14 protein-coding genes and 1 pseudogene are annotated in these 20,152 nt (G+C 72.7%); 7 read left to right on the top strand and 8 right to left on the bottom strand.

What is annotated here, in order from left to right; genetic code table 11:
* The gene (locus tag ABZ564_RS07350; RefSeq protein ID WP_360850939.1) at positions 1-3,303 is read left to right on the top strand and encodes a TIGR02680 family protein; all 3,303 of its coding nucleotides are present in this window, start codon (positions 1-3) and stop codon (positions 3,301-3,303) included.
* A 113-nt stretch (positions 3,304-3,416) separates the two neighbouring features.
* On the opposite strand, the gene ABZ564_RS07355 is transcribed toward ABZ564_RS07350, so the two are convergent.
* From ABZ564_RS07355 to ABZ564_RS07370, 4 genes are all read right to left on the bottom strand, one after another.
* Complete coding sequence (locus ABZ564_RS07355) at positions 3,417-3,578, bottom strand: VenA family class IV lanthipeptide (RefSeq protein ID WP_360850942.1); 162 nt, start codon at positions 3,576-3,578, stop codon at positions 3,417-3,419.
* Positions 3,579-3,623: 45 nt separating this feature from the next.
* Entirely contained in the window at positions 3,624-6,287 is a 2,664-nt protein-coding gene (gene lanL, locus ABZ564_RS07360; protein ID WP_360850945.1) for a class IV lanthionine synthetase LanL, read from the bottom strand.
* A 394-nt stretch (positions 6,288-6,681) separates the two neighbouring features.
* Entirely contained in the window at positions 6,682-6,891 is a 210-nt protein-coding gene (locus tag ABZ564_RS07365) for a DUF4287 domain-containing protein (RefSeq protein ID WP_360850948.1), read from the bottom strand.
* A 47-nt stretch (positions 6,892-6,938) separates the two neighbouring features.
* A complete protein-coding gene (locus ABZ564_RS07370) occupies positions 6,939-7,757 on the bottom strand; it encodes an alpha/beta hydrolase (protein ID WP_360850951.1) in 819 nt (272 codons plus the stop codon).
* 154 nt (positions 7,758-7,911) lie between these two features.
* On the opposite strand from ABZ564_RS07370, the gene ABZ564_RS07375 reads away from it, so the two are divergent.
* Entirely contained in the window at positions 7,912-8,520 is a 609-nt protein-coding gene (locus tag ABZ564_RS07375; RefSeq protein ID WP_360850954.1) for a TetR/AcrR family transcriptional regulator, read from the top strand.
* A 121-nt stretch (positions 8,521-8,641) separates the two neighbouring features.
* Here the strand turns inward: ABZ564_RS07375 and ABZ564_RS07380 are convergent, their stop codons facing one another.
* The 3 genes and pseudogenes from ABZ564_RS07380 to ABZ564_RS07390 form a co-directional block, all read right to left on the bottom strand.
* On the bottom strand, positions 8,642-8,866 hold the full coding sequence (locus ABZ564_RS07380) for a hypothetical protein (protein WP_360850957.1): 225 nt from the start codon (positions 8,864-8,866) through the stop codon (positions 8,642-8,644).
* 136 nt (positions 8,867-9,002) lie between these two features.
* A pseudogene (locus ABZ564_RS07385) lies at positions 9,003-9,254 on the bottom strand (GDP-mannose pyrophosphatase); the annotation flags it as partial.
* 102 nt (positions 9,255-9,356) lie between these two features.
* Entirely contained in the window at positions 9,357-9,929 is a 573-nt protein-coding gene (locus ABZ564_RS07390; protein ID WP_360850960.1) for an XRE family transcriptional regulator, read from the bottom strand.
* 114 nt (positions 9,930-10,043) lie between these two features.
* Between ABZ564_RS07390 and ABZ564_RS07395 the strand changes: the two genes are divergently transcribed.
* Positions 10,044-10,751 carry a phenylalanine--tRNA ligase beta subunit-related protein gene (locus ABZ564_RS07395; protein WP_360850963.1) on the top strand — a complete coding sequence of 236 codons (708 nt, stop codon included), beginning with the start codon at positions 10,044-10,046 and terminating at the stop codon, positions 10,749-10,751.
* Positions 10,752-10,789: 38 nt separating this feature from the next.
* Here ABZ564_RS07395 and ABZ564_RS07400 read toward each other — a convergent pair whose 3' ends face one another.
* Positions 10,790-11,329, bottom strand: coding sequence for a GNAT family N-acetyltransferase (locus tag ABZ564_RS07400; RefSeq protein WP_360850968.1), 540 nt, complete (start codon positions 11,327-11,329; stop codon positions 10,790-10,792).
* Positions 11,330-11,479: 150 nt separating this feature from the next.
* Here ABZ564_RS07400 and ABZ564_RS07405 point away from each other — a divergent pair, with 150 nt between their 5' ends.
* The 4 genes from ABZ564_RS07405 to ABZ564_RS07420 all read left to right on the top strand — a co-directional run bounded on the left by ABZ564_RS07405 (position 11,480) and on the right by ABZ564_RS07420 (position 20,141).
* Positions 11,480-11,764 carry a hypothetical protein gene (locus ABZ564_RS07405; protein ID WP_360850971.1) on the top strand — a complete coding sequence of 95 codons (285 nt, stop codon included), beginning with the start codon at positions 11,480-11,482 and terminating at the stop codon, positions 11,762-11,764.
* Positions 11,765-11,884: 120 nt separating this feature from the next.
* The gene (locus tag ABZ564_RS07410) at positions 11,885-15,169 is read left to right on the top strand and encodes a S8 family serine peptidase (RefSeq protein ID WP_360850974.1); all 3,285 of its coding nucleotides are present in this window, start codon (positions 11,885-11,887) and stop codon (positions 15,167-15,169) included.
* Positions 15,170-15,406: 237 nt separating this feature from the next.
* Entirely contained in the window at positions 15,407-16,255 is an 849-nt protein-coding gene (locus tag ABZ564_RS07415; RefSeq protein WP_360850977.1) for a helix-turn-helix transcriptional regulator, read from the top strand.
* Between the two features lie 148 nt (positions 16,256-16,403).
* Positions 16,404-20,141 carry a S8 family peptidase gene (locus tag ABZ564_RS07420; RefSeq protein ID WP_360850981.1) on the top strand — a complete coding sequence of 1,246 codons (3,738 nt, stop codon included), beginning with the start codon at positions 16,404-16,406 and terminating at the stop codon, positions 20,139-20,141.
* Positions 20,142-20,152 lie beyond the last annotated feature (11 nt).

The raw sequence follows: 20,152 nt of genomic DNA on the forward strand, positions 1-20,152 counted from the left end.
GTGACAGAGCTCCCCCTCCACCGACGGCCGGAGGAGAGCGCCGGGCTGCCGCCCGTCCGGGAACCGGACGCCGCCCGCAGCCGCTGGCAGCCCCACCGCGCGGGCATCCTCAACGTCTGGCGCTACTACGACGAGACCTTCACCTTCCACCAGGGGCGTCTGCTGCTGCGCGGCCAGAACGGCTCCGGCAAGTCCAAGGCCCTGGAGCTGCTGCTCCCCTTCCTCCTCGACGCCAGCCTCCGCCCCAACCGCCTCTCCACGTTCGGCGGTTCGGAACGGACCATGCACTGGAACATGATGGGTGCGGGATCTTCCGGCAAGACACGGGTGGGGTACGTGTGGATGGAGTTCCGCCGCACCGGCGACGACGGCGGCGAACAGTGGTTCGGCTGCGGTGCCCGCCTCCACGCGAGCGTCCACACCAGTACGGCACACGCCGAGTACTTCACCACCGGCTCCCGGGTCGCCCACCCCGACGGCGTGCCCCTCGTCAACGAGGCGGGGCAGCCCCTGACCAGGTCCGCCCTCGCCGAAGCCCTCGGCGACCGGGGCGAGGCGCACCCGTCAGCCACCGACTACCGCACCACTGTCCGGCGCACGCTCTTCCCGGGCATGACGGAACAGCGGTACGAATCGCTGCTCTCCGCGCTCCTCCAACTGCGCCAGCCCAAGCTCTCCGAACGGCTCGACCCTTCCCTGCTGTCCACCCTGCTCTCCCGCGCCCTGCCCCCGCTCGGCGAGGGAGAGATCACCGAGCTGGCCGAGGGCTTCGAACGCCTGGACCGGCAACGCGACCACCTCGACCGGCTCGACGCCGAAGTGGCAGCGGCCGAAACCGTCGCATCCCGGCAGCGCGCCTACGCGCGCCGGGTCCTGCGCGCCGGCGCGGCCGGACTGATCTCCGCGACGACCGACATGGACGACCTCACCCGGGCCGCCCGCCGGAGCGCCGAGGAACTCGACGAGGCGCTCGCGGAACGCGACTCGACCCGGATCCTGCGCGACGAACGGGAACTGCGGGCACACGCCCTGGACGAAACCGTCGAGGGCCTGCGTGAGAGCGACGCCTACCAGAAGGGGGAGGAGCTCGACCGGCTCCGCCGCGACACCGCAGACCTGGTCGCAGCCGCCGAGGAGCGGCGGACCGCCGCCCAGTCCGCCGGGACCGGAGCGGAGGAGGACCGGGTGCTCGCCGAGGGGAGCACGGCGCACGCCCGCACCTTCGACGAACACGCGCGTGAAGCCGCGGACGAGGCACGCCGGTCGGCCCGCGCCTCGGGCATGGAGTCCGTTCACCACGAGGCGGGGGCCGTTCTCGACGTGCTGCCGGCGGCGCCTCTCGGCGACGGACCGGGGAACGGGACGGGTGGCCGACGACCCGGGGATTCCCCCACCGGGGCCCGCACGCCGGGAGAGGACGCGGCCCGCCGGGCCCGCCGACTGCTCCGGGGCGCGGTCACCGCCCGACGCGAGCAGGTCACCCACCTCACAGAGGCGCTCGAGGAACACGACCGCGCGGTACGCGACCGAGCCACGGCCGAGGGCCTGCTGGACGAGGCACGCACCAGGCTGGGAAAGGCGATCGTCCACAGGGACGAGGCCGCCGGAGCCTGGGACGACGCCGTCGCCGGCCAGGCGGAACGGTTGCTGGCCTGGGCCGCGGACTGCGCGGAGCTGAGCATCGCCGACCTCGGCGCACTGGCAGCCGGTGCGGCGGTCGAAGCAGAGGTGCGCGCGTTGGCCGATGCCGCCGCGCGACCGCTGGAGCAGGAGATCGCCACGGCGCGAGTCGGTGCACGAGCCACGCGCCGGGGCCTGGGGGAGGAGCGGAACAGGCTCGACGAGGAGGTGCGACGGCTGAGCGGCGAGACCGACCTTCCACCGCCGGCTCCGCTCACCCGTACGACCGTCCGCACCACGGCGGCGGGAGCACCGCTGTGGCGGCTGGTGGGCTTCCACGAAGGCGTTCCGGTCGCCGTCCAGGCCGCGGTGGAAGCCGCGCTGGAGGCTTCGGGTCTCCTGGACGCGTGGGTCAGTCCCTCGGACGGCATCACGCTGCCGGGCCACGACACCCGGGTCGAGGCCGCCCTGGCCGCGGCCGCCCCGGGGCCCAGCCTGCTCGACGTGCTGCGCCCGGAGGAAGACATCCCCGTTCCGGCCGGGACCGTGACCCGGATCCTCGCCGGCATCGCGTACGGCACCACCCTGCCCAGCGGCCACTCCGCTGCCGTCTCCGCCGAAGGAGCCTGGCGCCTCGCGCCGGCCACCGGGACCTGGAGCAAGCCGGAACCCGCCTTCATCGGTGCTGTCGCCCGGCAGCGGGCCCGGCAACGCGGGATCGCCGAACTGACCGGCAGGATCGAGGAGACGGACGCCGCCCTCGCCGCCCTCGACGGCCGGCTGCGCGAGCTCGACGCCCGGGCAGCCCGGCTGGAGGCCGACCGGGCCGCCCGGCCCGACCACCGGGAACTCGACGCGCGCCGACGGGACTGGGACCGGGCCGAGGAGGTGGTGGCCGCCCGGGACGAGGTGGTGCGCGACGCCACCACGCACCTCGCCCGGTGCGAGACCGGCGTGGCGGACGCGCTGCGCAGGCTGAGCCGCCGGGCGGCGGAACACGGCCTGCCCACCGACCGCGACCGGTTGCGGGCCCTCTCCGACGACATCGAGAGGTTCCGCGACCTCGCCGACAGCTGGGTCGACGCCCGCCTCGCGGCGGCTGCCGCCGCCGAGCGGGCTCGGCAGACGGCCGAGAGGGCGGACCGCTCCCGGCGCACCGCGGACGCGAGCGCCGCCGAGGCGGCCCTCGCCGAGGCGAAGGCCGTCGGCATGACGGCGCGCCTGAAAGCGGTGGAGGCGACCGTCGGAGAGGACTACCGGCAGATCCTCGCCCGCGTCGCGGAGGCCCGCGCCGAACGAGACCGCTGCCGGGACGACGCCCGGCGGGCGAACCGTCTCCTCGTGGACCTGGAAGGCCGTATCGGAGAACGGAGAGCCACCAGCAGCCAGGACGCCGAGCGACGGGAGAAGGCCGTCGCGGCCCGGGACGGCGCGGCGCACAGGTTCCGGCACCTGTGCCTCGCCGGCCTGGCCGAGGACGCCGGAATCGCACCGGAACCCGGCTTCGTGGACGGCGTCAAGGCCACGCTGGAGACCGCCCGCGCCACCGCGGCCCAGTGGCCGGGACTCCCGCACGCCCTGCGGAACCTCGGCGACGCCGCGACCCGCCTCTCCGAAGCCGTCCACGAGGCCCGGGGGGCCCGCGGGGGGGGGGCCGCCCGGGGGGGGGGGTTGGGGAGGTGACACCGCGGAAAAACAAACACAAAAAAAGAAAAATAGTAAGGGGGGGTGTTGGGGGGGGGGGGGGGGGGGGGGGCCCCCCCCCCCCCCCCCCCCGGCCGGACGGTGTTCCGGTCCTAGGCGCAGCTGATGCCGATGCAGACCGTGTTGAGGACCGTCAGCAGGCCGACGCACTCGCAGGTGGCGGAGAACGCCGCCCCGTCGGCGCCGACGGGGTCGGTCTCGGGCAGGGCGTGGAGGTGGGCGAGGAGTTCGAGGTCCTGGGTCTGGGTTTCCATGGTTCTCTCCTTCTTCTTGTGGGGGGCGGCAGGGTTTTCTGCCGCTCAGCCCGGCGGCTGGGCCAGCCAGTGCCGGGGGTCTGTGTGGCGGAGCCGCAGGAGGAAGGCCAGGATCCCGGCCGACCCGTCGCTCCAGCTGGTCGAGACGTCTCCGTACTCGTTGGGGAAGACCAGGTGCCCGTGGCGGCGGGCTCCCTCGGTGAGGGCGAGGCGGCCCATCTCGGCCGCCATCGCGCGGTAGGCGTCGTCTCCCGTCGCGGCGCTCAGGTCGAGCAGGAAGTCGCCGTTGCCGGCCAGTCCGTGGCATTGGGAGAGCGGGGCGCGTGCGGCGCGTTCCGTGACGGCCAGGGCGCTGCGGCGGGCGAGGTCGCCGAATCCGTCGTCGCCGGTGACCTGCCAGAGCCGTACGAGGAAGGTGCCGATGCCGGCCGCGCCGTGGCACCAGTAGGGGGCGGTGGGTTCGTCGTCGGCCTGGGCGGGCCACTGGCACGCCTCGCCGATCCGTACGGAGCTGCGCCGCAGGTGTTCGCCGACCTCCACCGCGAGCCGCAGGTGGTCCCGGCGGCCGGAGGCGACCGCGCTGGAGAGGAGGAAGCAGCCGATGCCGGCGGAGCCGTGGGCGAAGCCCAGGTACCGTTTGCCGGCCTCGCCGGAGAGTGCTTCGGCGGGGACCGCCCAGCTCACCGCCGACGGGCCGCGCTGTGCGGCGGACGCCAGCCGGTCGGCGGCGTCGACGGCCAGTTCGGCGAAGCGCGGGTCACCGGTGCGGTGCCACAGGTGGAGGGCGGCCATGCCGCTGCCGGCGGTGCCGTGGGTGATGTCGTGGTGGAGCGTGGGCTCCTGCGGTGCCAGTGCCAGTGCGAGCGCGTGGTCGACGAGCGCCCGGTCGTCGACGGCCCGGCCGGCTTCGTACAGCGCCCAGGCGGTGCCCCGGTCCCCGAAGTGCAGGCCGGGGCGTGTGGGGCGTGGGTGGGTGCGGTCCGCGATCCAGTGGCCCGCTGTCGAGAGCAGCTCGGGCAGGCGGGGGTCCGCGGTCAGTTCGAAGTAGCGTGTCAGTACGGCCAGGGGGCCGGCCGCCCCCTGCTGCACGGTGCAGGGGTCGGCCTCGCCGGCCGCGGTGGACACGGGCCACAGGCGCCGGTCGTCCGCCGGGGTCATCGAGTCGACGAGGTGGTTGACCAGGCCGGTGACGGCCTCGTGCAGGGCGTCGCCCCGTGCCGGCACGGCCCGGGCCTCACGTGTGGGGCCGGTCCTGTCCGGTCCGCGGAGGGCTTCGCGCGCCCGGTGGGTGTCCCAGCGTGCGGCGGGATCGTCCTTCATCAGTCCGACGATCATGTCCGCCACGCCGTCCGGGGGCTTCGCGGGTCCGGTGCAGGCGTTCAGCCAGGCGGCGAGCCGTTCCTCGCCGGTCCTGGTGGCGGGGTCCTCGGGCAGGAGGTTGGGCACCTTCCCGGTCAGGACGAAGCACGTGGTGGCGCCGAGGCTGTAGTAGTCGGCCGTCACGGACACGGGCGCGTCCGTCAGGCGTTCGGGGGCGCTGAACCCGGGTGTGCCCACGCGGGTCGGCATACAGGGGCCCGTGTCGTCGGCGGCGAGTTCCAGGTCGATGAGGCGCAGTTCGCCGTCCGGGCGGACCATGACGTTGCCGGGTGTGAGGTCGCGCAGGACGCAACCGTGGGCGTGGGCCGCCGTGACGAGGTCGACGAGGCGTGCGACCAGGGCCAGGGCCTCGCGGCGGTAGTGCTCGCCGCCCAGGTCGCGGAAGCGCTCGGCGACCCAGGTACGCAGGCTGACGCCGGGGACTTCGCTCTGGGCCAGGAAGAGGTGCTGACCGTGTTCGAACAGGGCCAGGGCTTCCGGGGCGAGCTCCGTTCCCTTCAGCTTGTCCAGCATCCGGGCCTCGGCGCGCAGCCAGTCGCGGACATCGCGGCCGGAGGCGTCGGCCTCCACGTGGGGCCGGGTCTCCTTGATGACCACGGGGGCGCCGGTGTCCGTGTCGGTGCCTCGGTAGACACCGCCCTTGTTGGTGTGCCGGATCGCCTCCCGTACCGCGAAGCGGCCGCCGAGCAGTACCGGGCCGCGTGCCGCGTCCGCCTCGGGCGGCGGGAGCGGCACCGTGGCGGGGAACGGGCAGACGGCCCAGGAGGGCGGGGAGTAGCGGCCGGTGCGCTCGTCCTCCACGGGGTTGCCGTCGGGGTCCTCGATGTACCAGATCAGCAGGCCCTGCTCCGACAGCCGCCGCCGGCCGGTGAAGGCGCCGTAGCGGTAGTGCACCAGGCTGTGGGGTGCGTAGGGCTGGTCGGAGAGGATGCGCGGGCCCGCCAGTCCGGCCGTCGCGGCGTGCAGCTCCCGGGCGAGCCGGACGGCGTCGGCGTCCGAGCGCGGGTAGACGGTGAGGAACTTCCCGGAGCTTCCCCGAGGCGTGGCGCGGGAGTTGAGGGTGCTCACCCGGTCGATCGAGCGCGCGAACTTGAACGCCGATGTGTCCGGCAGCAGTACGTCCAGGGCTCTCACGAGGACCGTCGGGGCGGAGGCGGCCGTCGCCGACAGGTGCAGCTTCCAGCCCTGGTCGCGCCGGGTCCCCGACCGCGGGGCGACGCGGCACCACGTCTCGTCGGTTCCGGTCGTCCAGCGCGCGGCCGTGCGGGTGGCTTCCAGGGCTCGGCGGAGAAGGCTTTCGAGGTCGACTTCGGTTGCGTGGCTCGTCATGTGGGTGTCCCTCTCGACGGCGAGGACCGCTGATCGGAAATTGCCCATGACACGTGAGCGTGGAACGCGCCCAAGCCGGAATCACCTGCTCCAGCGAGCGTGCGGGTGTCGCTTTTCCCTGGTCCGGCGCCGCCCGGCGCGAGGGGAGGCGCGCGTCCGGAGAACGTCATGACGCGGCGGGGCCGGCCGCCGGCGCCGGGGTTGCGGCACAGGAGGACGTGGCTCATGGGCACCGCATCGCCCGCAGCCGGCACCCGCCCGGCCCGCGGCTGCTCTGCGGGCGGGTGCGGCAGAGGCGGGCCCTTCGCCGCTGCCGCGCCCGCCCGTCCGCTCCGGCAGAGGGGAACAGCGCCGAACCGGGCGGCGTGACGGGCTCCCCCGGCCGGAGGCGGGCTCACCCGCCCGGTTCGGCCAGTGTGTGCGCGACCAGCGCGTTGGCGTGACCATGGCCCAAACCGTGTTCTGCCTTGAGCCAGTTGACGAGCTCCATGTGCTTGGTCAGGCCGGACGCGCGGAGCATTTCCTTCCATTCGCCGATGGGGCGGCCGTACTTCTTCTCGATGGAGGGGAAGTAGCTGGCGGGTCCCTTCGCCTGTGCGGTCATGCCGATGCCTCTTTCCAGGGGAGGTGGGTGAATGCGGTCCGGGCCGGTCACGGCGTGCGCTCACCGCTGAAGAAGTCGGCAAGGGCCGGTGCCAGGACCTTCGGTTCGATGGTGTGCTCCTCGCCCGCGAAGATCCGCAGGGTGAAGTTGTCACCCGTCGCGGCGAGTTCCCTTGCGCCGGTCAGCATGTGCGGGGCGCCCGCGTCGCCACTGCCGACGAGGACGGGTACGGTCACGGACGCCCAGCGCTCGACCGGCAGGGGGCGGCCGGACATCGTGTCCCCCATGATCCGGCCGTCGTACGGGAGGGTGCGGGCGACGGCTTCCATGCCCGCCCAGAACGGGGCCTGCCGCATGCCCGCGACGGCCTCGCCGGGCATGCCGATCGCCGCCGTCATGAAGTAGGCGGCGGCGTCCCCGTACGCCCCGCGGCCCACCAGCTCCGTCAGGCGCTCCACGTAATCGGTGGGCAGCGGCGGCCGGCTGTCATCGGTGATGAACGGCGGCTCGTACAGCGCGAGGCGCGAGACGGCACTGCCCCGCGCCGTGGCCTCCAGGGCGAGCACGGCGCCCGAGGACATCCCGAAGAGCATCGAGGACCCGCCGCCCGGGCCCTCGATGAGCGCGTCGATGTCCTCGATCTCGCGCCGCACCTCGTACGCGGGGCTGTCCCCGCTGTCGCCCCGGCCGCGGCGGTCGTACGTGATCACCGTGAAGTCCCCGGCCAGCAGACCGGCGAGCTCGGCGGAGGCGGCGCCGGTCATGAAGGCGCCACCGACGAGCACCACGGCGGGGCCCGCCCCCTGACTCTCGAAGGCGATGGCCGTTCCGTCCGCCGAGACGGCCTTGCCCACTGTCCTGCTCATGCGTCAACCCCCATGGATGTGCCACTGAGACGGGTCCCGGACCGCAGCGGAGTGCCGCGAACGGGAACTGGACGGTACAGTACCCACATGAGTACTGATCAGTCCAGTACTGTTCTCGGTGGCGGACAGACGTGGACGAAGAGAGGTGGCTGGGATGGACAGCCGGTCAGCGCGCAAGCACCAGGCGATCCTGGAGGCGGCGACCACCGTGTTCCTGAACAAGGGGTACGCGGGGACGAGCATGGACGACATCGCGAAGCTGGCCGCGGTCTCCAAGCAGACCGTCTACAAGCACTTCGCGGACAAGGAGAAGCTGTTCGCCGAGATCGTGCTCGCCACCACGGACCGCATCGACGCCATGGTCGACCTGGTGGCCGACATCCCCGCCGACGCGGAAACCCTCGACGCGCACCTGACCCGGCTCGCCCGCCAGTTCCTCACGGCCCTCACCCAGCCCCAGGTGATCCAGTTGCGGCGCCTGATCATCGCCAACGCCGACACCTTCCCGGAGCTGGGCGCGGCCTGGTACGAGCAGGGGTTCGAGCGGGTTCTGACCACGCTGGCGGACACCTTCCGGCGCCTCACCGATCAGGGACTCCTCAAGGCCACCGACCCGGTACTGGCCGCCCACCACTTCGCCGGGCTGCTGCTGTGGATTCCGGTGAACCAGGCCATGTTCCATGGCAGTGCCCAGCACACCGACGCCGATCTCGACCGTTACGCGCACGGCGGCATCCGCACCTTTCTGGCCGCCTACGCGTGAGCCCCGGTCCCGGACGGCTTCCGCCATGAACGGTTCGTCCTGGACGCTCAGCACGCGCATGCGGCCCATACCGCGAGGAGGTGGATATCGTCGGCGTATCGAAAACGGCCGGCCGGGCCGGCTACACCTGGCCGGTGGCGAACAGTTCGAGGTGCCCGCATCGGGGACAGCGGAACGCCTCGATCTGCCGGCGCGGCCGGCCCATGCGCTTGGCACCGCCGAAGATCCCCCGCTCCAGCGCACCCTCGATCCAGCGCGCGTACCCGCGCGAGTGGTCGCCGGCGTCCTCGATGAAACCCTCCTCCAGGCCGGCGGTTCCGCAGTGGGTGCACGTGAGGTTGCTCATGCGGCGAGTGTAGGGAGCGTTCGGGCCAGGACACCCCGGCGCCGGCGATGGTCGCCCAACCGGTACGTACGGCGGTGGTGCGCGCCCGGCACAGCGGTGCCACCCGGTGGGCGCGCCCGGAGGGCGACGGCTGGTTTCAGCGGGCGACCGTCTCCAGGGCGAACGGGCCCTCCAGGGCCGCCCGTTGCAGGAGCAGGATGGTCTTGCCGTCGGCGATGCGGCCGTCCCCGGTCATGGCGAGGGCCACATCGAAGGGCACTTCCAGAACCTCGATGTCCTCGCCCTCCTCCTCCAGTCCGCCCCCGTCCCCCGTCAGATCGGCCGGGGTGCAGGGGCCCGCGAAGAAGTGCAGGCGCTCGGTGACGGAGCCAGGGCTCATGTACACCTCGCCGGGCCACGCGGAGGGCGCCTACACCGATCCGGCGTTCCGCGCCCACCGGCCGGGCGGACCGAGGTGGGCGGCGGGCTGAGCGGATTCGGGCCGGGGCCCCTAAGGGCCGGGCGGCAGGTGAACCGTCATGATCAGATGGCAGGTCTCGGTTCCCGTACCGCGGTAGGCATGGCTCACGGCGCCGTCGAACGTGGCGGTCTGGCCGATGGTCACCGGGTGTTCGGTGCCGTCGACGACGAGCGTCATCCGTCCGGAGGTGACGCTGACCGTTTCCACGACGCCGGGCTGGTGCGGGTGGCTGGAGTACTCCTCGCCGGGTTCCAGTTTCCAGCGCCAGACCTCGGTGGCCGCTGGGCCGCCGGTGGTCAGCATGAGCCGCGCCTCGCCGCCCCGCTCGCCCTTCCACAGGGGCATGACGGCGTCGGCGCCGATCACCCGGACCCGCTCCTCCGAACGCCCTTCCATCAGGGCGGACACGGAGATGCCGAGAGTGTCGGCGAGGCGGACGAGAGTGGCGAAGTTCGGGTTGCCCTGGGCCTTCTCCAGGGCGACCAGGGCGCCCTTGCTGACCTTGGCGCGGCGGCCCAGTTCGTCCAGGGACAGTCCGGCGCGGGTGCGGGCCGCGCGGACGTTGTGCGCGAGTGTCCGCAGTGCCGCCTCGGTCTCGGCCATCGTGTCGTCCCTCCAGCCAGGGGGTCGGCGTGCTGCACCGTACGGTCGGTCGATTGACACCACCCGGTCGGTGCGTTGTACGGTGAAGTCGTTCCATTGATAGTAAGGGTACGTATGACCACCTTCCGCATCAGCCCCGCCGTCGCCGACGCCTTCCCGGAGAGCCTCGTCGCCGTCGTCACCGCCACCGGCCTGCGCGGCCTCGAACCCTGGCCCGCCACCACGGCCGCAGTCGAGGCCCTGGAGCAGCGGCTCGCCGACGGCACCTGGCAGCCCGCCGACGAGAGCGACCCGCGCATCGAGGCATGGCACACCGCCTACCGTTCCTTCGGGACCAACCCGCGCCGCATCCGGCCCAGCGTCGACGCACTCGGCCGCCGCCTCGCCAAGAAGGGCGCCCTGCCCCGGATCAACCCGGCCGTCGACACCTACAACGCCGTCTCCGTCCATCACGGGCTGCCCGCCGGCGCGTTCGATCTCGACCATGTCACCGGTGACGTCGACATCCGCTACGCCGACGGGGACGAGACGTTCACGCCGCTCGGGGAGCCCGACACCGTCGAACACCCCAAGCCCGGTGAGATCGTCTACACGGACGGCACGGACGTGCTCACCCGGCACTGGAACCACCGCGACGCCCATCGCACCCGCGTCACCGAGCACTCCGCCCGGGTCGCCTTCGTCCTCGAAACCGTGCAGGCGGCCCGCGACGGCGATCTCCTCCGGACCGCGGCAAAGGAGCTGCGGAACCTGCTCGACGCCCACTGCGCCGAGAGCGCCGTCCACTACATGAGCGCGGAGGAGCCGACGGTGACCGTCTGAGCGGGGCACGATCGGTGCGGCGGCGGAAGAAAAGCGGGTTACGTGGCCGGAGGCCGTACGCCCATCCACTGCGCGGCGTCCCACGCCTCGAAGCGGTGGATCTCGGTGAAGCCCAGCTTCGTCGCGAGGCGCATCGAGCGGGCGTTGGCGGTCTGGGTGAAGAGGACCACGGGCTCGCCGGGGCATGCGGCGGTGAACCAGTCCAGCACCGCCGCGCAGGCCTCGGCGGCGTACCCGTGCCCCCACGCCTCCGGCAGGAACAGGTAGCCCAGCTCGGCTTTCCCGGCGTCCGGGCGGACCGTGTCCGGGCGCTCCAGATCGCGCCGCTTGAGCTCGACGGTGCCGATCATCGCTCCGTCGCGCTCGATCACGAAGTGGCCGGGGCCCTTCCCCGGCGTATCGGGCAGGCCTCGCTCGCACTCGTCCCGTGGACGGGGGCCGCCCAGGTAGGTGTGCACCTCCGGTGAGGAGAGCAGCTCGACGAAGGCCGCGCGGTCCCGGCTCTCCGACTCCCGCAGCACGAGCCGCCCGGTACTTATCGGGGCGGGTGGCCACGGAAGGAAATCGGCTTCGGTCATGGTCGGGGACCCTATCCCACCGCGGCTCGGGCACGGCCGGACCGGGACGAAGCCAAAGTCGCCTTCGGTCGTACGCCCTGCTGCCGTCGTCGCCCTTCGTCCGTGTGCCCCACCGCGTCCGGAGTCGTCCCGTGCTCTTCGACGCCACCCGTGCCCGACTCGCCGACGTCTTCGGCGAGAAGCGGCCCGGGTCCCTGCTCGGCGCCGCTTTCCCGCCCCTCGCGGGGGACAGAGTGGGGCGCCCACCTCGCGCTCGCGCTCGCCCCCGCCCCCGCCCCCGCCCCCGGCTCCGGCTCCGGCTCCGGCTCCGGCTCCGGCAAGGTGTACGCCCTCGCCCCGGACGAAAAGACGGTGTGGTCGGTGGTGGGCGACGGGATAGCCGCCGGACAGCGCTTCACGGGCGACAGCCCGGGAGCGCGCCCGCTCCACGGGTGACCGCGAGCGTGGCGGGTCTGCGACGCGTCGTCAAGTCGCCACCTCAAGGAGACCGTTGGAAGTGAATGCGCTGCCAGGATCAGGGCGTTCTCACTTCTGTGATCCTTGGGGGTTCTCTCCGTGCAGGTCAGATCCATCGCGGCTGCCGCCGGCCTGGTGGCGGCGCTCATACCCGTCAGCGCCGCACAGGCGGCGGGGCCGGCCGCCCCGGTCACCGCGGCCCATACCGCCGCCGTCACCACGCTCACCGTCCCGTTGCCCACCGGCGACTCGGTGACCGTCGAACGCGCCGGCCACGATCTCCGTTCGGCGACGGTCACCCCGGCCGCCGGCCGTGAGGGCGTCTCGTTCACCACCAGCTCCCTGGGCGACGGGGACCTCAGCGTCGTACCGGAGGACGCCGGGCCGCTGCTCGCCGCCGGACGCGTCGACCCCCGCCTCTTCGAGGTCGGCGCCCTGCTGGACGCGGGGTACGGCGTCAAGGGGACCACCGCCCGGGGCGCGCTGGGCGTGATCGTCCAGCACGGCAAGGGCAAGACCGCCGCGAGCAGGGCGCGGGACGCCGTGGGCGGCGCGGCACGGCCCGGACGGGCCATCGCCCGGCTCGGTCTGACCGCGCTCGACCCGGAGGACCGGGCGGACGCGGCCACCACCTGGAAGCGGCTGACCAAGGGCAACGGGCGTTCGCTGGCGGGCGGCGCGACCAAGCTCTGGCTGGACGGGCGGATGCACGTCGCCCTGGACAAGAGCGTGCCGCAGATCAACGCCCCGCAGGCATGGGCCGACGGGTACACCGGCAAGGGCGTCACGGTCGCCGTGCTCGACAGCGGCTACGACAGCGATCATCCGGACCTGGCCGGCCGGGTGACCGCCTCGGCCAACTTCCTCGGCGGCGACAGCGCGGAGGACGACCTGGGTCACGGTACGCACGTGGCCTCCACGATCGCCGGCGTCGACAGCACGTACCGCGGTGTCGCCCCGGACGCCTCGCTCGCCGTGGGCAAGGTCTGCGACAGCACCGGGTCCTGCCCGACCTCCGCGCTGCTGGCGGGGATCGACTGGGCCGTCAACACCGTGCACGCCAAGGTCGTCAACCTGAGCCTCGGCGGCGCGGCGGACGAGACCGACCCCGCGATCGCGGTCATCAACGACCTGTCGGCGAGCACCGGCACGCTCTTCGTCGTCGCCGCGGGCAACGAGGGCGAGTACGGCACCGGCACCGTCGGCGCGCCCGCCATCGCGAACGCCGCGCTGGCCGTGGGCGCCGTCGACTCCGAGGAGGAGCTCGCCCCGTTCTCGAGCCGGGGCCCGCGCCCGAGCGACAACGCGGTGAAGCCCGACATCACCGCGCCCGGCGTCGCCATCGTGGCGGCGAAGATGGGCGGCGGCCACACCGCCAAGAGCGGTACGTCGATGGCGACCCCGCACGTGGCGGGCTCCGCCGCGCTGGTCGCCCAGGCGCACCCCGACTGGAGCGGTGAGCAGATCAAGACCGCGCTCATGAACACCGCGGTGCCGAACGCGAAGCGTTCCGCGTACCAGCAGGGCACCGGCCGGGTGGACGTGGCCCGCGCCGAGCGGCAGACGGTCCTCGCCTCCCCGGCGAACCTGACGACCACCGCCGGCTGGTCCGAGGGGGCCGGCAAGGATACCGAGCACACCGTCACCTTCACCAACTCCGGTGACAGCGACACGACGCTCGACCTGGCCATCGAGAAGCCGATGTCGCCCACCGCCCAGCCCGGCAACGCCGCGCAGTTCTCCGTGGACCGGGACAAGGTGACCGTGCCCGCGCACGGCACCGCGACCGCCACGGTCACCACCCGCGCCGCCCTGCTGCCGCACGGCCCGTGGTCCGCGACCCTCACCGCCTCGGAGGACGGCAAGCCCGTCACCCGGACGATCCTCGGGATCAACAGCCCCCTGCCCAGCCACAAGGTGACGCTCCACGCCGAGCAGCGCGACGGCACTCCGGCGACCGGGACCGCGATGATGGTCAACCGCTGGACCGGCGACCGCTACCCGGTCCGTATCACGTCGGGCACCGGTTCGGTGAGCGTGCCCGAGGCGCAGTACTGGATCGGCATGACGATCACGAGCGGCACGGGTGACAGCCGCACCACCACCATGGCCGCCACGTCGGTGACCCCGCTCGCGGACACCGCCGTCGACCTGGACGCCCGCACCGCCGTTCCGGTCCGTGCCGACGTCAACGACCGGGCCGCGCGTGCGACAGCCGTGCAGGCCGCACTCGCCCTGCCCGCCGGCACGGGGACGTACACCCTGAGCGTGGTCACCAACGGCCCGCGCGCCGGGGAGACCCTGTACGCGACGCCGTTCGCCGACGCGGACGCCAAGTACCGTACGTTCGCGGTGTTCGCGGCCGAGGGTGCGTCCACTCAGACCCCCAGCCCGTTCTTCTACCACGTGGCACGCACCTGGAAGGACGGTGTCCCGGCCCAGCCCGCGTTCTCGGTCCAGCGCCGCGACCTGACGGACGTGCGCCTGCACCTCAACGCCCAGGGCACACCGGCCGCGGGCACCACGGGGGCCACTCCGGACGACGACGTGCTGATGCCCCTCTTCATCGACCAGTCGGTCCGCTTCCCCTCCGTCGTGCATGACTACCGGACGCCCGGGGAGTGGCTCGACCGGGCCACGATCGCCGGCCGTCAGTCCATCGCGACCTCGACCGAGACGTTCGGCACGCGCCCTGTGGAGCGGCTGGACTTCGCGGCCGCGGTGGTCGGGCCCTCCTTCCCGGCGGCGCCCGCGTACCGGCTCAACAACTCCGTGGTCTGGGCCGGGACGCCCTGGTTCGTCGACGGCGACGGTACCCGGGGCGGTTCCGACTGGGGTGCGGCCGGCACTCTCACCCTGGCCAAGGACGGCCAGGAACTGGGGTCGTGGAGTGCCACGGGCAGCGGGAAGTCCCTCAAGGTTCCGGCCGACCCCGGCCGGTACACGCTGAACGCGGATGTCACGCGTGAGCAGGCCTACGCCACGCTGTCCACCCGGGTCCAGTCGCAGTGGTCCTTCGACTCGGACACCGATGACGGTGCCGGCACGATTCTGCCGCTCATGGCCGTCCGCTTCACCCCGCACGGTCTCGACGACTCCGGGAACGCCCGGAGCCTCGCCCTGACACGGGTGGACGTGCAGGTGCAGCGGGCGCCCGGCGCCGCGAAGGCCGAGGTCGGCCCCGCCGCGCTGGAGGTCAGCTGGGACGACGGTGTCACCTGGAAGGCGGTGAAGGTCACCGAGGGGCTGCACGGCACCCCCGCGCACGCGACCCTGATCGCCCCGCTGCACGCGTCGTACGCGACGCTGCGCGCCACGGTCACAGCCAGTGACGGCAGCACGGTGAAGCAGACGGTGACCCGCGCCTTTGGAGTCAACTCGTAGCGCAGTAAAGGTTCCTGACGGTCCGACGGGCCGGTCCGCCCTTTCGGGGACCGGCCCGTCGGACACCTGGACGGGGTGGCGAGGTTACGACATGACGTATCTTCGCCACCGCCCCCTCCGATGTCCGGCCGGTGCCTCCCGGGCCAGTAATGAAGCGGCGAAAGGGCCCTGCCATGCGGCCGTGCGGCGGTTCCACGGGTCGCGACAGGCGGGGTGGCGTCGACAAGACTGACACCCATGCCCGATCTTGGACGACCGAAGAGGACCATCGGGGCCGCGAAGCAGGGCGCGTCCCGGAGTGTCCGTGGGTCCGCGTGTCCTGCCTCCGCCGAGGCCTCGCACGAGCAGGTGCGTGCCGTTTTCCACCGGTTGGAGGACGATCTGCGCCGCGCCGAGGCGGCCATGGCCGCCCTCGTCCGCGCGCAGCCGCCGGACGAGGGTCCGGTGCGCGTGGAGACCGTGGACGGCGCGGCCGCCCAGGCACGGCGCGTTCTGGAACTGGAGACCGGCGCACGCCACACGTTCCAGGCGTTCTTGACGGGTCTCAACCGGGTCACCCCGGTCCCGAAGACCCTCGCCTCCGGAGCGGGCGCTCCCGCCGACGAGGAGGCGCGGCCCAGCGCGCCGCCCGGGGTCGTCTACCAGCTGCTCGTCGACCGCGACTTTCTCGCCGAACCGGCCGCGGTGGCGGCCCTGGAAGAACGGGTGCGGCGCGGTGAGCAGGTGCGGGTGGTCGACAGTCCGCTGCTGAAACTGGCCGTCGCCGACGGCGAGGTCGCGATGGTCCAGCTCAGCCCGGAGCGGGCGGTGCTGATACGTCAGCCGCTCACGGCGCTCGTCGCCGAACTGTTCGCCACGGCGTGGCGGCACTCGCGTCCGTATCTGCGCGAGGTCGCCGAACTGACCCCGGTCGACCGGCAGATCCTGCAGCTGATGCTCTCCGGTCTGACGGACGCGGCGACCGCGAAGCAGCTGGGCACCTCACCGCGCACGGTGCAGCGCAGGCTGCGGGCACTGATGGACCTGGCGTCCGTGACGTCCCGGCTCCAGCTGGGCTGGTACGCGATGCGCAACAACTGGATCTGACCGGCCGGCGCGTCCGGGCTGGCGGGGCGGCGTCATTCCGCGCGCTGTCGCACACTCGCCAGCGGAAACGCCTTGTCGCCGTGTGCGGGGCTCCGCCACGATCCGTGGGATCTCCCTGCACTTCCCCGGTCGACAAGGAGTTTCCCGCGTGCCCGGATCCAGACGGTATTCCCTCCTCGCGGCGGCCGCCGCACTCGCCCTCGGCCTCAGCGGCCTCGGCCAGGTGCCCGGCGTCGCGGCCCCGTTACCTTCCGACAGCCCCGGTACGCAGGAGGCGAAGGAACATCAGGTCACCCTCGTGACCGGTGATGTGGTGCGGCTGACGCAGTGGCCGGACGGCCGCCGCTCGGCGATGCTCGTCCCCGAGGACGGCACCCTCCGCCACAACGCGTACATCACCGAGTCGTCCGAAGGCCTGTTCGTCATCCCGGAGCAGGCCCGCGACCTGGTCGACGCCGGAAAGATCGACGTGCGGCTGTTCAACGTCAGCGCCCTGGTGGAGCAGGGGTACGACGACGCGCGCACCGCCGACCTGCCGCTGATCGTCTCCTACGGCTCCGGAGCCCGCGCGGCACGGGCCGCGGTGCCCGACGGCGCCGCCCGTACCCGCACGCTGAGCAGCCTGGGCGCCGCCGCGTTGCGTACGCACAAGAAGCAGGCCCGCGCGTTCTGGGACGAGGCCGTGCGTCCCGGGGCCGAGAACCGCAAGGCCGCGCTCGACGGGGGCATGACCCGGATCTGGCTCGATGCCAAGGTCACCGCTTCGCTCGACCGCAGCGTCCCGCAGATCGGTGCGCCGGTCGCCTGGAAGGCCGGCTACGACGGCAGCGGGGTGAAGGTCGCCGTGCTCGACAGCGGCATCGACGCGACCCACCCGGATCTGAGCGGCAAGGTCGTCGAGTCGAAGAACTTCACGACCGAGGGCGACGCCGGGTCGGTGGCCGACAACAACGGCCACGGCACCCATGTCGCCGACACCGTCGTGGGCAGCGGTGCCGCGTCCGGCGGGAAGTACAAGGGTGTGGCGCCCGGTGCTCAGCTGGTCATCGGCAAGGTGCTCAACAAGAACGGCGAGGGCAGCACGTCCGCTGTCATCGGCGCGATGGAGTGGGCCGCGCACAGCGGTGCCAAGGTGATCAGCATGAGCCTGGGCAGCGGCCCCGGCAACGGGGACGACCCGTCCAGCCTCGCCGTCGAGAAGCTGACCGAGGAGACCGGGGCCCTGTTCGTCATCGCGGCGGGCAACGACGGACCCACGCCGAACACCGTCGCCAACCCGGCCGCCGCGCCCTCGGCACTCGCCGTCGCCGCCGTGGACCACAACGATGCCACGGCATCGTTCTCCAGCCGAGGCCCCCTCGCCAACGGCACCCTCAAGCCCGACATCGCCGCGCCCGGCGTCGGCATCGTCGCCGCCCGTGCGACCGGAACCTCCCGGGGTCAGGTCGTCGACGCGCACTACACGGCACTCAGCGGCACCTCCATGGCGACCCCGCACGTCTCGGGGGCTGCGGCCATCCTCGCCCAGCAGCACCCCGACTGGTCGCCGCGCCGTCTGAAGGACGCGCTGATGTCCACCTCCGAGTCCGTCGCGGGAGCCACGGGTTACGAGCAGGGCGCCGGGCGGGTGGACATCGGCCGGACGACCGCCCGGACGCTCTTCGCGACCGGGTCCGTCGGCTTCGGCTTCTTCAAGTACGGCGTGGAGAACGAGCCGGTCGGCCGTACCGTGGAGTACCGCAACGACGGGGACACCCCGCGGACGCTCGACCTGACCGTGCGCGGGGACAACGGGCTCGGTACGTCCCTGCCCGACGGCATGGTGACGGCGTCCGCCGACTCGGTGACCGTGCCCGCGCACGGCACCGCCGAGGTGCGTCTGACCGCCGACCCGGGCACCGGTCCGAGCGGACGTATCAGCGGGACGCTCACCGCCTCGGCGCGCGACGGTTCGGGCAGCGTGCACACGGAGTTCGGCCTGGTCAAGGAGGACCAGGTGATCGCCCTCACCGTGCATGCCGTCAACCATGCGGGGCAGCCCGCCTACCGCAACAGCCACGCGAGCCTCTACAACCTGGACACCGGCGCGCTAGCCACCATCCCCTTCAACGCCCTGGGCAACGCGAGGTTCCGCGTGAAGCCGGGCACGTACAGCCTGATGGGCTTCCTCGCCGGCTTCGACGAGGCGGGCAAGCAGGTCGTCGACTTCACCGTGGCGGGCGATCCGCAGCTGGTCCTCGACAGCGACCGCACCGTCACCCTGGACGGCACGGCCGCGAAGGAGGTCAAGGTCAAGACCCCGACCACGGCCGAGCACCGCGGGCTGTTGATGGGGTACGAACGCTCCAGCGGATCGCGTTCGGTGACCCAGATCGCGCAGCTCGACCAGTACGTGGACCGCATCTACGCGCTGCCGACCGAGAAGACCACGCGTGACCGCTTCACCCTGTTCACGCAGTGGGTGATGTACACCCCGGAGATCCGGATCGACGCTGTCGGCAGCGGCCGGGTGAGCAGTCCGGAGTACGTCGTCGGCTCGCCGAAGCTCGACGGTGTCTCGCTGCGCAGGACCGTCCCGGTCGGCACCGCCTCGCCGGCCGACCTCGACGGAGTGGATCTGTCCGGCCGGATCGCGCTGATCCGCGCCGAGGCGGGGACCGCCCTCACCGACCAGGTCGCGGCGGCGGCGAAGGCGGGAGCGAAGGCCGCGCTCCTCTACACCACCGCGCCCGGCCGCTTCCTCGCCTCCGCCGGCACCACGGCCCTGCCGATCCCCGCACTGACCCTCGACGCCGGCCCCGGGCAGCAGCTCGCCCGGCAGGCCGCTTCCGGACACCAGTACCTGCTGATCACGGCGGAGGCCAACAGCCGGTACGCGTACGACCTGCTGTTCCCGTGGGACGGCCAGGTGCCCGAGGACACCACGCTGAAGGTCGACAGCACCACCACCGCCCGCGTCGAGGCCGACTACCACTCCCAGACGGAGCACCCCTACGCGCAGGACCTGCGCTGGGGCTACCGGCCGGGCGCGGCGTCCGCCACTTCCTGGAGCACGCCACGCCCGTTGCCGGCTCCGATCCACCGTACCGAGTGGGTCTCGGCGAACGGGGTGACGTGGCGTCACCTCGTCTACCTGGACAAGGAGTGGGGCAGCCACTACAGCGGGCCGATGACCGACTACACGCCCGGCCAGGTCGTCAAGGAGGACTGGCTCAAGCAGGTGGCACGCCCCGCCGTTCCGGAGAACGATCCCGAGTACATCCCGGTGCGGGGTCCCGCCACGATGAACCTGGCCATCACCCCTTGGACCGATTCCGAGGCGAGCCACGACGGGGTGTACTCGTACGCCACCGACACCTTCTCCACGCAGCTCTCCGCGCACGGCCAGGTGCTGGCGAAGCGCATCACGGCCGTCGGGTCGTTCCCGGCGCCGTACGCCGAGCCGACCGAGTACACCCTGACCATGGACAGCGCACGGGACGCGGACTACTGGAAGATGTCCACGCGCACCCACTCCGAGTGGCGCTTCACCTCGGCCCGTCCGGAGTCCGGGACCGCACCGCTCCCGCTGCTCCAGCTCTACTACGACCTGCCGCTCGACCTGCTCAACCGGGCGCCCGCAGGACGGAAGTTCAGCTTCTCGGTACGCACCGAGGAGCCCGGCACGGTGGGCCCGGTGCGGGCACGGACGCTGACCGCCGACGTGTCGTACGACGACGGCGCGTCCTGGAGCAAGGCATCGGTGTCCGCCGGCGCAGACGGGCGGTTCACCGTTTCCGCCCGCCACCCGGAGGGGGCCGGATTCGTGTCGCTGCGGATCGGCGCGAAGGACGCCGACGGCAACTCCGTACAGCAGACCATCACCCGGGCGTACGCCATCAAGTGAGGTATGCCGAG

Source organism: Streptomyces sp. NPDC019224 (assembly GCF_040632605.1).
Lineage (GTDB): Bacteria > Actinomycetota > Actinomycetes > Streptomycetales > Streptomycetaceae > Streptomyces.

Bases quoted from the DNA above. Each gene is read 5' to 3' on its own strand.
- ABZ564_RS07380 (WP_360850957.1), bottom strand. From the start codon at position 8,866: ATGAGCAACCTCACGTGCACCCACTGCGGAACCGCCGGCCTGGAGGAG.
- ABZ564_RS07390 (WP_360850960.1), bottom strand. From the start codon at position 9,929: ATGGCCGAGACCGAGGCGGCACTGCGGACACTCGCGCACAACGTCCGC.
- ABZ564_RS07400 (WP_360850968.1), bottom strand. From the start codon at position 11,329: ATGACCGAAGCCGATTTCCTTCCGTGGCCACCCGCCCCGATAAGTACC.
- ABZ564_RS07370 (WP_360850951.1), bottom strand. From the start codon at position 7,757: ATGAGCAGGACAGTGGGCAAGGCCGTCTCGGCGGACGGAACGGCCATC.
- lanL (WP_360850945.1), bottom strand. From the start codon at position 6,287: ATGACGAGCCACGCAACCGAAGTCGACCTCGAAAGCCTTCTCCGCCGA.
- ABZ564_RS07365 (WP_360850948.1), bottom strand. From the start codon at position 6,891: ATGACCGCACAGGCGAAGGGACCCGCCAGCTACTTCCCCTCCATCGAG.
- ABZ564_RS07395 (WP_360850963.1), top strand. From the start codon at position 10,044: ATGACCACCTTCCGCATCAGCCCCGCCGTCGCCGACGCCTTCCCGGAG.
- ABZ564_RS07355 (WP_360850942.1), bottom strand. From the start codon at position 3,578: ATGGAAACCCAGACCCAGGACCTCGAACTCCTCGCCCACCTCCACGCC.
- ABZ564_RS07415 (WP_360850977.1), top strand. From the start codon at position 15,407: ATGCCCGATCTTGGACGACCGAAGAGGACCATCGGGGCCGCGAAGCAG.
- ABZ564_RS07375 (WP_360850954.1), top strand. From the start codon at position 7,912: ATGGACAGCCGGTCAGCGCGCAAGCACCAGGCGATCCTGGAGGCGGCG.